Origin of the sequence: Sphingomonas yabuuchiae (genome assembly GCF_001477495.1) — a bacterium.
GTDB classification, from domain to species: domain Bacteria; phylum Pseudomonadota; class Alphaproteobacteria; order Sphingomonadales; family Sphingomonadaceae; genus Sphingomonas; species Sphingomonas yabuuchiae_A.
Window position 1 is genome coordinate 1 of sequence record NZ_LDTF01000080.1, and the last position, 11,479, is coordinate 11,479.

Sequence of the window (11,479 nt, forward strand, 5' to 3'; positions counted from 1 at the left end):
CCTGAAGGGGAGGGGCTTGCAGCGCTTCGACGCGCTGGCGTCAGATTTTAAAACAACCCCGGCACATCGCGCTGCGCGACCGAGGGGCGGTCGGGCTGAAGCAACTTGCGCGGGCCGTCGCCCACTCCTTGCGTGCTCGCGGTCGCGCTGATCGGGGTGCAGCTCTTGCCCTGCAGGAAGTCGAGCGCGGCGCGGGTCGAGGCCTCTTGCGGGTCGCCCATCTTATGGGTCAGGTCGTCGCTGGCGCGGCAGCTGGCGGGCACGACGCTGGCCAGGCCGTTATAATAATCGCCCTGCCGGTTCGCATTCTGGATGGACAAGGCGATTACCCGCAGCCGGTCATCGCACTGCGCATTGTCGCGTGCGATCTGGCCCACCGGCTTGCCATAGGTGTTGGCGCCGATCAGCCCGGTGTTGCTGCCCATATAGGGCAGGGTGCGGTTGAGCACGAGTTCGCTGGCCGAGGCCGTGCCGCCGGTGCCGATAAAGGCGAGGCGGGTGGGTATGATCGATTCGGGCTGCGGCGCGAAATAGGTCGTCTCGTTGTTCGACGACTTGCTGGGGCGGAAGGCGATATAGCCCATCACGTCCGATGTCTGGCGGTTGCCGCCCAGCAGATTGTTGAACAGGTCGGCGATATCGATGCTGCCGCCGCCATTGTAGCGCAGGTCGATGATGACCTGGGTGATGCCCTGTTGCTTGAACGAGGCGAAGGCGGCGCGCAGCTGCGGGTCGGCGGTGTTGATGAATGTGCGCAGATTGACATAGCCATAGCGCTGGCCGTTGTCGGTGATGATCTGCGTACCGTAGCGCGGCGATACCGGCTGCAGCGTGAAGTCCGCCTTGGTGACCGCCACGGTCCGGACATTGCCGCCCGACGAATCCGCGACGCGGAAATAGCGGGTGGTCCCCGCCGTGTCGCTGCCCAGCGCATTGTACAGGCCGTTGTTCGGATCGGCGCGGACGATGTCCGCGATCGACTGGATGTTCGAGGCGGTCGTGCCGATCCCCTGGATCTCGGTGCCGCGATCGATCCCGGCGGCCAGCGCGGGGCCGCCCTCCATCGATTCGGCGATCAGCAGCCTCGACATCGAGGAGTCGGTGGTCAGGCGCCAGCCAAAGCCCGCCGAAGCACCCGAACTATAATAGGCATTCTCTTCTTTGATCGAGGTCAGGTAGGTGAAGTAGCGATCCTTGCGCTGCGCCCGCGCGGTCGCGGTCAGGGCGTCGATATAGTCGCTGACCGTCGTATAGGGCGTCGGATCGAGCGAGGCGGGCAGGGTATCCGGGAAAAGATACCATTCGTTCATCTGGGCCGAGACCCAGTTCTGCCGGTTGCGCAGCGAACAGCTATTGTCCACCGTGCCCGTCGCGGTCCCGCCGCCGGAGCCCCCGGTGTTCGATCCGATCGTGCCGCTGCTGCCGCCGCCACCATCGCCACAACCCGCCAAGGTCGCCGTCAAAGCCAGCAGCGCACCCAAACGTCCGAATCGGCTCATCGAAACCCCCACCCCAAAAGCTATCGAAGGAATAGCTTATCCTCACAATTGTGTCAGGCTCGATCTGTCGGGTTGATGAATGGCCTATATCTTGGCGGTCATATTTATGATCTTGTAAACCCAAGTCGTGGTTCAGGCGGATGACGTCGGCGATAATGTCCGGACAGGTGGCGTCTTATTGCCTCGACAGGAGTATGTGGTCTCATGCTGAACGTGCTGACCCTGTCGAGCCTGTTTCCCGATGCGACACGGCCGAATTTCGGAATCTTCGTCGAACGCCAGACCGCCGCGCTCGCGATGCGGCCGGGTGTCGCCGTCCGGGTGGTCGCGCCGATCGGCCTGCCGGTCTGGCCGCTGGCGCGCTCAGCGCGGTTTCGGGCGCAGGCGGCGCTGCCCCTGCGCGAGCAATGGGCGGGACTGGACGTCAGCCGCCCGCGCTTCCTGACGATCCCCGGTACGGCCGGACGCTTCCATGTCCCTGCCCTGGTGCGTGCGCTGACCCCGGTGCTCGACAGGCTGCGCGACGAGTCGCGGTTCGACGTGATCGACGCGTCCTTCTTCTTCCCCGATGGCCCGGCGGCGGTCGCGCTGGGGCGGCGATACGGCGTACCCGTCTCGGTCAAGGCGCGAGGGGCGGACATTCACTTATGGGGGCGGGCCCCCGCCACGCGGGCTCAGGTCGCCCGCGCCGCGATACGGGCCGATGGCCTGCTGGCGGTCAGCGATGCGATGGCCGACGATGTCGCGGCGCTCGGCGTCTCGCGGCATCGCATCCGGGTCCACCATACGGGCGTCGACCAGAGCCGCTTCCAGCCGATCGATCGCGAGGCCGCCAAACAGGCATTGGGCGTGACCGGGCCGCTGGTCGTGTCGCTGGGCGCGCTGATCCCGCGCAAAGGGCATGGCGTGGTGATCGATGCCGTGGCGCGTTTGCCCGGCGTCACGTTGATGATCGTGGGGGAGGGGGCGGAACGCGCCGCCCTGACCGCGCGGGCCGAGCGCGCGGGGGTCGCCGACCGGGTGCGGTTGATCGGGTCCGTGCCGCATGCGGACCTGCCGCCCTTGCTGGGCGCAGCGGATGTGATGGCGCTGGCTTCCGCATCGGAGGGGCTGGCCAATGCCTGGGTCGAGGCACTGGCCTGCGGCACGCCGGTGGTCATCACCCCGGCGGGCGGGGCGGAGGATGTCGTGACAAGCCGGGTGGCGGGACGGATCGCCCAGGCCGATCCGGGCGAGTTCGCCGCCGCGATCCGTGACGTGCTGGAGCAGGGGGCAGACCCCTGGGCGGTGCGCGCTGGGGTTCGGGATTTTACCTGGCCCGCCAATGCCGCCGGGTTGCACTCGCATCTGGCGGAACTGGTGGCGCGGGGGCGGTAGGAAAGTCCTCCCCGGTGCGGGGAGGGGGACCATCCGCAGGATGGTGGAGGGGGCTTGCGGCCAAGTATGACCTGCGTGGAAGCCCCCCTCCGTCAGGCCTTCGGCCTGCCACCTCCCCGTGCCGGGGAGGATTCATCGGGATCAGGCGTCGAGCGGGTAGAGGGCCGCGCAGATCTTGCGGCCTTCGCTACGCAGCACGCCCCAGGCGCGGGCGGCGGCGCGGCTGTCCATGACTTCGACGCCGACGCCGCGCGCTTCCAGCGCGGCGACGAACGCGGCAGGCGCGCGGCGCAGGTTCGCGCCGGTGCCGAGCAACAGGAATTCCGGCGCTTCGTCGACTAGCGCGGCGACCGTTTCCGGCGTCAGCGCGTCGAAGGGCGGCGGGCTCCAGGGCTCGTGCCAGTCGGGCGAGAGGAGCAGCGCAGGATAGGCGATCTCACCCACCCTAAAGCCCGTGGCGGCAAAGCCACGGACGATCGGGCCGGGCGCGGTCGGATCGCGCGTGATGCGGATCGAATCGCTCATCCCCGCCCGCTCAGCTCTCGCGCGGGGTGATGCGCTCGGCGTCGGCCACCTTGCGCTTGTCCGTGGTGCCCGGCTTCTCGCGGTTCGGCTCGGCGCGCAGGCCCAGCGTGATCAGCAGCGAGGACGAGACGTAGATCGACGAATAGGTGCCGACCACGATGCCCAGGATCATCGCCGCCGTGAAGCCGCGCAGCACATGGCCGCCCAGCAGCAGCAGCGCGACCAGCGCCAGCAGGATCGTGACCGAGGTCATGACCGTGCGCGGCAGCGTCTCGTTCACCGACAGGTTGATGATCTCGCGCATGTCCATCTTGCGATAGCGGCGCATATTCTCGCGGATGCGGTCATCGATGACGATCTTGTCGTTGATCGAATAGCCGATGATGGTCAGGAACGCCGCGATGATCGTCAGGTCCAGCTCGAACTGGGTGATCGCGAAGAAGCCCAGCGTGACGAGAAGATCGTGGACGATGGCGACGATGGTCGACACGCCGAACTGCCATTCGAAGCGGAAGATCGCGAACAGGCCGATGCCCAGGATCGCCAGGACGACCGCGAGCACGCCGTGCTTGATCAACTCGCCCGACACCTTGCCCGACACCGTGTCGTAACGGCTGAAGGTCGCGCCGGGGAATTGCTGGCCCAGCGCGGCTTCCACCTTGCGGACGACGGCGTTGGTCGCGCCTTCGTCATTGGACTTCGGCACGGGCAGGCGGATGCTGATGGTGCGGCCGTCGCCGACCGTCTGGATATTGGCTTCGCCCACACCCAGGCCATCGACGACCGAGCGGACGCGGTCGGCGGAAGGCGGGGTGGGGAATTTCTCCTCGATCATCAGGCCGCCGACAAAGTCGACGCCCAGATTGAGGCCCTTGGCGAACGTCACGCCGACCGCCAGCAGGGTGAGCGCGAGCGTCAGCCCGAACGCCCAGCCGCGCAGGCGGACGAAATCGATGTTCGTGTTGTCGGGGACGAGTTTCAGGAGGCGCATGATCTGTTCTCCTGCCTCAAATGTTGATGGTCTTGGGCTTTTCGCGGCGCAACCACAGCGCCACGAGCATCCGCGTGAAGGTGACGGCGGTGAACACGCTGGTCACGATGCCGATCAGCAGCACGACCGCGAAGCCCTTCACCGGGCCCGAGCCGAGCACGAGCATGATGACGCCCGAGATGGCGTGGGTCACGTTCGCCTCGAAGATCGTGCGGCTGGCTTCCTTGTAACCCAGCTCGACCGACTGGACGACATTGCGTCCGCGCCGTCGTTCCTCGCGGATACGCTCGTTGATCAGCACGTTGGCGTCGACCGCGGTGCCGATGGTCAGGATGAAGCCCGCGATACCCGGCAGGGTCAGCGTCGCGTTCAGCATCGCCATGACGGCCAGGATGACCAGCACGTTGATGACGACGGCGATGTTCGCATAGATGCCGAACCGGCCATAGGTGACGGTCATGAAGATGATGACCGCGACCGCTGCGATCGCCGACGCCAGTATGCCCGCGCGGATCGAATCCGCACCCAGGTCGGGGCCTACGGTGCGTTCCTCGACGACCTTCAGGTCGATCGGCAGCTTGCCCGAGCGCAGCGAGATCGCCAGCTGGTTGGCCGTATCGACGGTGAAGTTGCCGCTGATCGAGGCGCGGCCGCCCAGGATCGGTTCGTTGATGTTGGGGGCCGACAGCACCTGGCCGTCGAGGATGATCGCGAAGGGCTTGCCCGTGTTCTCCTGGGTGATCCGCGCGAACTTGCGACCGCCCTGCGCGTCGAAGGTGATCGCCACCTGCGGCGCGTTGGTCTGCTGGTCGAAGGCCTGCTGTGCATCGATCAGCTGGTCGCCCGAGATGATGACCGGTCGCTTGACCGCGATGACCGGCGCACCCAGCGGATTGCCCGGATAGGGCAGGACCTGGCTGCCCGCGGGCGCATTGCCCTTGGCCACCTCGACCGGATTGGCCGTCGTGTCGACCAGCTTGAATTCCAGCTTGGCGGTCTTGCCGATCAGGTCCTTCAGCTGCTGCGGATCCTGCAGCCCGGGCACCTGCACCACGATGCGGTTGCTGCCCTGTTGCAGGATCGTCGGCTCCTTGGTGCCCAGCGCGTCGATACGGCGACGCACGACCTCGGTCGCGGTCTTCATCGCGGTATCGACCGCCTGGGTCAGGCCCGCCTGGGTCGGCTTCAGGACGAAGCGCGAGGTGTCGACGACCTGGATGTCCCATTCGCGCTGGCCGGTCATGCCCGCCCCGCCGCCGGTGATCGACAGCAACCGCTCGCGCGCCGCATCGACCTGGGTCGGATCGCGCAGCATGAAGCTGAGCTGTCCGCCCCGGACCGAGATGTCGCCGATATCGATACGCGGCGTGCCGCGCCGCATCTCGGCCGCGACCTGGTCGCGCATCGTCTCCAGCCGGGTATTGGCCAGATCGCCGGTATCCGCCTCCAGCAGCAGATAGCTGCCGCCCGCCAGATCGAGGCCCTTGTTCACGCGGGGATGCGGGATCGCCCCCCAGCTGTTCGTGACGCTCTCAGGCAGAAAGCTCGGGATCGCCAGCAGGCACAAAGCGGCCAGCAACGCGACGATGGAAGCGACCTTCCAGCGGGGGAAATCCAGCATGGGATCAGTCGTTCGCGGGCTTGGCGGTGGGGTCGATCACGTCGGTCAGCGTCGCCTTGACCACGCGGACGCGGACGTTGGGCGCGATCTCGACCTCGACCAGCTGGTCCTCGACGCGGGTCACCTTGCCGACGATGCCGCCCGCCGTGGTGACCTGATCGCCCTTCTTGACCGCCTCGATCGACGCCTGCAGCGTCTTCATGCGGCGCTGCTGCGGACGGATCATCAGGAAATAGAAGACGACGAAGACGAGGAGCAGCGGCGCGAGGCTGAGGAACGAGGCGGCTCCGCCGGACGCGGCGGCCCCGGTTGCTGCCTGGGCGGTGAAGGGAATGAACATTCGGACCCGTCTTTGCTGAATGGGCACGGGTACGTGTCGACCGTTGACGATCGACAAGCCCCCATGTCGGATAGCCTGCCCGCTACCATCGCAGGCGGACAGGCGCAATGGAGAGGCGGATGTGGTGTCGCGACTATCGCAACATCAAGGCTTGCATCCCGGATAAAACCCGCCTAGAGGCCGCCGCTCGGTCGGGGCGTAGCGCAGCCTGGTAGCGCATCACACTGGGGGTGTGGGGGTCGCAGGTTCGAATCCTGTCGCCCCGACCAAATATTCTACTGACATCGGTGGACGACGATGAAGCGGGCGAAAGCCCGCTTTTTTCGTTTCTGGCGTCTAGTTCCTAAACAGGTCACGGCGAAGATGCAGGCGATCATGCCGTCATGGGCGGATCGAAGCGACGCAATCCGAGTGTCAGCAACGAGTGTGCGATCCCATTGCGGAATATGCGGCGCGATGGCACAGTCATGCTATGCAAGTAGCGAAATTCGACGCCACTGCCGATGATTTGCTGGCGGCATACCGCCTGAATTTTAAGATCAGACTCAAAGCAAAGCGCGCAAGGCGTAACCTTCTGATAGGTGGTCTTTTTTTAAGTGCGCTATCGGTGTTCGCGGCGTGGTTATGGGATTTAGGCTCTTTGCCAATCGCTGCGGCAGTAGGCGTGGTCTATTGGGTGCTATTTTTAGTCGCTGTCTTCGGCGCGGCTTACCTGAGATTACGCGGTCAGTCTCGAACCATCTATGCTCAGCAGAAAAATCTTCATGGAACTACGTTCGTCGAATGGGATGACAGAACCATCAAATTTGGCTCGATAAGGGGGCAGTCGAACTTTGAGTGGGACGACTTTCACGGCATATTTGCGAGTGCTGAAGTCATTATTCTCAAGCAAAGCGCGGATTTGATGAATTTCATACCGACGCGAGCGCTTACAGGTGATCAAGTCGTATATATTGCCGGGCGTCTAAAGGGGCAAAGTTAGAAGCCGTCCTTAAAATGGATCCTTGCATTCGCCTCTACCGAACCGTCATCCCCGCCGCCGCAACCTGCGACAACAGGTTCGCCCTCACTGCGTCCGAAACCGGCGGCAAGGGCCGCGCGGCCTTGCCGTGGCGCAGGCGTTCGCGGTCCTTTTCGTCCGGCTCGACGACGCGCACCCGCACCGCCGCCTTGCCGACCGCGCGCAGGCCGAGTTGTTCGGCGGCGCCGCGCGACAGGTCGATGATCCGCGACGATCCGGCGAACGGCCCGCGATCGTTGACCCGCACGATGATCCGCCGCCCGGTATCCAGCGCCGTCACCTCGACATAGCTGGGCAGGGGCAGGGTGGTATGCGCGGCCGTCGCCCAGCCGGGGCGGAAGCGTTCGCCGTTGGCGGTGCGCTTGCCCGATTCGCCGCCATACCAACTGGCATAGCCGAGCATGTCATAAGTCGCGTCCGCAGCGGGGACATAGGTGACGCCGCGCACCGTATAGGGCTTGCCGATCCGCACCGGATAGTCGCTGACCGGCCGGTAATTCCCGCTCGAACAGGCGGCGAGCAGGGCCGCCGCCGCCGGGGTCCATCGGCGCATCGCTTTCCAAACCATGGCGCCCGATTAGGCCGCGCGGCGCGCGCGATAAAGCGGTTTGCGCCTCGATTGGCCGCATAGTAGCGTGCGGGTAGGGCGGGCTTTCAGCCGGTCCGATCAATCGCATCGGTGCCCCCTTGGGGCTGAAAACGGGAATGGGGTGCAAGGCCCCGGCTGTCCCTGCAACTGTAAGCGGTGAGTGCGTGATGCCGGTTCCTGCAACAGGGAACAGCCACTGGAGCCATCCGGGAAGGCCGCATTGCCGACGCTTCGACCCGCAAGCCAGGAGACCTGCCGATGCGAGTCGCTCTTGCCGCGATCCAGGGGATGGTCATGGCCAGGATATATTGTATCATGCGAGCGACGCCATGGGGCGACCTGAATCGGAACCCGGCCCGGCGTGCGCCCGCTGAAGCTGGGTAACCGCCGCGACAGCGGAAAGGTCTGCCCGAGTCGCAACGGCGCCCTAAAAGCGTGATCCGCCCATGTCCGAAGTTTCCGTCCGACCATCGTTGAAGCGCCGCGTCACCCTGCTGATGGGGGCGCTGGTCGTCATCAATATCGCCGTCTGGGGTTGGGCGCTGAGTGTCTTTGCAGGCAACAGCCTGATGCTGGGCACCGCCTTGCTCGCCTATAGCCTGGGGCTGCGTCACGCGGTCGATGCCGATCACATCGCCGCCATCGACAATGTCACCCGCAAGCTGATGCAGGACGGCCAGCGCCCGATCGCGGTCGGCCTGTGGTTCGCGATCGGCCATTCCGCCATCGTGCTGATCGCGGCGACCACCGTGGCGCTGGCGGCCAGCACGCTGTCCGACTTCGAGGCGTTCGGGCAGAGCGGTGGGACCATCGCCACCATCGTCTCGGCGAGTTTCCTGTTCGCCATCGCGATCATGAACCTGATCATCCTGCGCGACGTCTGGACCCGTTTCCGCCGCGTCGCGCGCGGCGAGCCGATGGCGGAGGCAGACGCCGACATGCTGTTTTCGGGGCAGGGGCCTTTGTCGCGGCTGTTCCGGCCGCTGTTCCGGCTGATCCGGCGCAGCTGGCATATGGCGCCGCTGGGGTTCCTGTTCGGGCTGGGCTTCGACACCGCGACCGAGGTGGCGATATTGGGCCTGTCGGGCTCGCACGCGGCGGACGGCGTGTCGCTGGCGACGATCCTGGTATTCCCGGTGCTGTTCGCGGTGGGCATGGCGCTGATCGACACCGCCGATGGGCTGGTGATGCTGGGTGCCTATGAATGGGCGTTCGTCCATCCGCTGCGCAAGCTTTATTACAACATGACGATCACGCTGGTGTCGGCGCTGGTCGCGCTGGTGATCGGCGGCATCCAGGCGACCGCCTTGCTGGCCGAGCGGTTCGGCTGGACGGCGGGGCCGTTCCGCTATGCGGCGGCGCTGTCCGAGCATTTCAACGTGCTGGGTTTCGCGATCGTCGGGCTGTTCGTTCTCTGCTGGGGGGCGAGCTTCCTCCTCTATCGCTGGCGCGGGTTCGCGGCGATGGAGGCGCGAATTGCCAAGCCCGGCGCGGCGGGATAAATGCCGCACATCGGGGGCGAAAGTTCCCGAAGATCGCGCCGGTGCCCGCAAGGGCTTTAACGGGAATGGGGTGCAAATCCCCGGCTGTCCCTGCAACTGTAAGCGGTGAGCGAGCGATGCTGGTGCCCCATTGGAGGCACGGCCACTGGAGTGATCCGGGAAGGCGCATCCCCTTGCTTCGACCCGCGAGCCAGGAGACCTGCCGGCGTCATGGTCGCTCTTGCCTGGACCCAGGGGGTGGTCGGGGCACGGTTCTCCGTCGGAGAGCGACGAAGCCATGCGGCCGGGGCCGCATCGGTCGCCGACACGCGGGGCGGACGCATTCGACAGCGCCCGGCCGTCACCGCTTTCGGCGATGGCCCCCGTCCGCGCTCGCTCGTCCGGCGCGTCGGAGAAACATCATGCGTGACCTTTCCAAGGTCCCCGTCACCATCGTCACCGGCTTTCTGGGCGCAGGGAAAACCACGCTCATCAGCCATCTGATCCGCAACGCGGGCGGTCGTCGCCTGGCGGTGGTCGTGAACGAATTCGGGACTTTGGGCGTCGACGGCGACATCCTGCAAAGCTGCGCCATTCCCGATTGCCCGGCGGAGAATATCGTCGAGCTGGCCAATGGCTGCATCTGCTGCACCGTCGCCGACGACTTCATCCCGACGGTCGAGAAGCTCCTCGCGATGGAGCCGCGCCCCGATCACATCCTGATCGAGACTTCGGGTCTGGCGCTGCCCAAGCCGCTGCTGAAGGCGTTCGACTGGCCCGCCATCCGCTCGCGCATCACCGTCGACGGCGTCGTGGCGCTGGCCGATGCGGAAGCCGTCGCGGCGGGCCGCTTCGCCCCCGATCTCGACGCAGTCGAGGCGCAGCGCGCCGCCGACCCCAGCCTCGACCATGAAACCCCACTGTCAGAAGTGTTCGAGGACCAGCTGGCTTGCGCCGATATCGTCCTGCTGACCAAGGCGGACCTCGCCGGGCCGGAGGGTGTCGCCAAGGCGCGGGAAATCATCGCCGCTGAGGCGCCGCGCCCCTTGCCGATGGTCGAGGCGGTCGACGGCATCGTCTCCGCCGAGATCGTGTTGGGTCTGGAGGCCGCCGCCGAGGACGATATCGCCGCGCGCCCCTCGCACCATGACGGCGCGGACGATCACGAGCATGACGATTTCGACAGCATCTCGGTGATGCTGGACGAGGTGGAGAGCCCCGAGGCGATCGCCGCGCGGATCGTGACGCTGGCCGAGCAACAGGATATCCTGCGTGTGAAAGGCTATGCGGCGGTTGCGGGCAAGCCGATGCGGCTGCTGGTCCAGGCTGTGGGTCGCCGGGTGCGTACCAGCTATGACCGCCCCTGGGGGGCGGGCGAGCCGCGCGGCACGCAACTGGTCGTCATCGCCGAGCATGACCGGATCGACCGTTCGGCGATCGAGGCCATGCTGAAGGGCTAAGGCCAGTGCATCTCGTCTTTCGCGAGAGCCATGGGCTGGAGGAACAGGCGGTTCCACAGGATCTGGGGCAGCGCCCCGGTGACGTGGTCGTGCTGTCCTTCTCCGACAGCGACCTCAGCGCCTTTGCGGCGGGGTGGCGGGCGGGGGGATTCCCCTGGTCGCTGCGGCTCGCCAATCTCGCGGCGCTGGTGCATCCGCTGTCGGTCGACACCTATGTCGAGCAGACTTTGGTGCATGCGAAGGCGATCCTGATCCGGCTGATCGGCGGGGCGGCCTATTGGGAATATGGCCTGCGCGAAGTCGAGCGGCTGGCGCGGGAGAACGGCATCGCGCTGGCGGTGCTGGCCGCGGACGGGCGTGAGGACCGGCGGCTGGTGGGGGCGTCGACGGTCGGCGATGACATGGTGCGGCGGTTGACGGCGCTGTGCGACGCGGGCGGGGCGGATGCGGCGGCGATGGCGTTAGGGGAGTTGGCGCGGGCCGTCTCGCCTGTGACTCTGTCGCTTATACACATCCGACGCTGCCGACGAAGAGGTGATGTTGAGTAGCGTGGGTGTCGATGTCATAAAAAACAA

At 66.0% G+C, this 11,479-nt stretch carries 10 protein-coding genes, 1 tRNA gene, 1 pseudogene and 2 riboswitches; of the genes and pseudogenes, 6 read left to right on the forward strand and 6 right to left on the reverse strand.

Annotated elements, in window-relative coordinates:
* Window positions 1-47: 47 nt before the first annotated feature.
* Window positions 48-1,499: a S41 family peptidase gene (locus NS355_RS13680; protein WP_084787961.1), complete on the reverse strand. Its 1,452-nt coding sequence runs from the start codon at window positions 1,497-1,499 to the stop codon at window positions 48-50.
* 204 nt (window positions 1,500-1,703) lie between these two features.
* On the opposite strand from NS355_RS13680, the gene NS355_RS13685 reads away from it, so the two are divergent.
* Window positions 1,704-2,876 carry a glycosyltransferase gene (locus tag NS355_RS13685; protein ID WP_058746221.1) on the forward strand — a complete coding sequence of 391 codons (1,173 nt, stop codon included), beginning with the start codon at window positions 1,704-1,706 and terminating at the stop codon, window positions 2,874-2,876.
* Between the two features lie 141 nt (window positions 2,877-3,017).
* Here the strand turns inward: NS355_RS13685 and NS355_RS13690 are convergent, their stop codons facing one another.
* The 4 genes from NS355_RS13690 to yajC are packed head-to-tail and all read right to left on the reverse strand — an operon-like array spanning window position 3,018 to window position 6,353.
* Window positions 3,018-3,401 carry an Mth938-like domain-containing protein gene (locus NS355_RS13690; protein ID WP_058746222.1) on the reverse strand — a complete coding sequence of 128 codons (384 nt, stop codon included), beginning with the start codon at window positions 3,399-3,401 and terminating at the stop codon, window positions 3,018-3,020.
* Window positions 3,402-3,411: 10 nt separating this feature from the next.
* Complete coding sequence (secF, locus tag NS355_RS13695; RefSeq protein WP_058746223.1) at window positions 3,412-4,392, reverse strand: protein translocase subunit SecF; 981 nt, start codon at window positions 4,390-4,392, stop codon at window positions 3,412-3,414.
* 16 nt (window positions 4,393-4,408) lie between these two features.
* Entirely contained in the window at window positions 4,409-6,013 is a 1,605-nt protein-coding gene (secD, locus tag NS355_RS13700) for a protein translocase subunit SecD (protein ID WP_058746224.1), read from the reverse strand.
* A 4-nt stretch (window positions 6,014-6,017) separates the two neighbouring features.
* Entirely contained in the window at window positions 6,018-6,353 is a 336-nt protein-coding gene (yajC, locus tag NS355_RS13705; protein WP_058746225.1) for a preprotein translocase subunit YajC, read from the reverse strand.
* A 192-nt stretch (window positions 6,354-6,545) separates the two neighbouring features.
* Between yajC and NS355_RS13710 the strand changes: the two genes are divergently transcribed.
* Window positions 6,546-6,622, forward strand: a tRNA-Pro gene (locus NS355_RS13710).
* 155 nt (window positions 6,623-6,777) lie between these two features.
* Complete coding sequence (locus NS355_RS13715) at window positions 6,778-7,335, forward strand: YcxB family protein (RefSeq protein ID WP_209445097.1); 558 nt, start codon at window positions 6,778-6,780, stop codon at window positions 7,333-7,335.
* Between the two features lie 34 nt (window positions 7,336-7,369).
* Here the strand turns inward: NS355_RS13715 and NS355_RS13720 are convergent, their stop codons facing one another.
* Window positions 7,370-7,927: a septal ring lytic transglycosylase RlpA family protein gene (locus NS355_RS13720; protein WP_058746227.1), complete on the reverse strand. Its 558-nt coding sequence runs from the start codon at window positions 7,925-7,927 to the stop codon at window positions 7,370-7,372.
* Between the two features lie 107 nt (window positions 7,928-8,034).
* Window positions 8,035-8,237: riboswitch (cobalamin riboswitch) on the forward strand.
* A gap of 172 nt (window positions 8,238-8,409) precedes the next feature.
* On the opposite strand from NS355_RS13720, the gene NS355_RS13725 reads away from it, so the two are divergent.
* The 3 genes and pseudogenes from NS355_RS13725 to cobN all read left to right on the forward strand — a co-directional run.
* Complete coding sequence (locus NS355_RS13725; RefSeq protein WP_058746228.1) at window positions 8,410-9,465, forward strand: HoxN/HupN/NixA family nickel/cobalt transporter; 1,056 nt, start codon at window positions 8,410-8,412, stop codon at window positions 9,463-9,465.
* A gap of 22 nt (window positions 9,466-9,487) precedes the next feature.
* Window positions 9,488-9,686, forward strand: a riboswitch (cobalamin riboswitch).
* A gap of 180 nt (window positions 9,687-9,866) precedes the next feature.
* A complete protein-coding gene (cobW, locus tag NS355_RS13730) occupies window positions 9,867-10,904 on the forward strand; it encodes a cobalamin biosynthesis protein CobW (protein ID WP_058746229.1) in 1,038 nt (345 codons plus the stop codon).
* A 5-nt stretch (window positions 10,905-10,909) separates the two neighbouring features.
* A pseudogene (gene cobN, locus NS355_RS13735) lies at window positions 10,910-11,386 on the forward strand (cobaltochelatase subunit CobN); the annotation flags it as partial.
* Between the last annotated feature and the right edge of the window lie 93 nt (window positions 11,387-11,479).

Bases quoted from the DNA above. Each gene is read 5' to 3' on its own strand.
- NS355_RS13680 (WP_084787961.1), bottom strand. From the start codon at position 1,499: ATGAGCCGATTCGGACGTTTGGGTGCGCTGCTGGCTTTGACGGCGACC.
- NS355_RS13685 (WP_058746221.1), top strand. From the start codon at position 1,704: ATGCTGAACGTGCTGACCCTGTCGAGCCTGTTTCCCGATGCGACACGG.
- NS355_RS13690 (WP_058746222.1), bottom strand. From the start codon at position 3,401: ATGAGCGATTCGATCCGCATCACGCGCGATCCGACCGCGCCCGGCCCG.
- secF (WP_058746223.1), bottom strand. From the start codon at position 4,392: ATGCGCCTCCTGAAACTCGTCCCCGACAACACGAACATCGATTTCGTC.
- secD (WP_058746224.1), bottom strand. From the start codon at position 6,013: ATGCTGGATTTCCCCCGCTGGAAGGTCGCTTCCATCGTCGCGTTGCTG.
- yajC (WP_058746225.1), bottom strand. From the start codon at position 6,353: ATGTTCATTCCCTTCACCGCCCAGGCAGCAACCGGGGCCGCCGCGTCC.
- NS355_RS13720 (WP_058746227.1), bottom strand. From the start codon at position 7,927: ATGCGCCGATGGACCCCGGCGGCGGCGGCCCTGCTCGCCGCCTGTTCG.
- NS355_RS13725 (WP_058746228.1), top strand. From the start codon at position 8,410: ATGTCCGAAGTTTCCGTCCGACCATCGTTGAAGCGCCGCGTCACCCTG.
- cobW (WP_058746229.1), top strand. From the start codon at position 9,867: ATGCGTGACCTTTCCAAGGTCCCCGTCACCATCGTCACCGGCTTTCTG.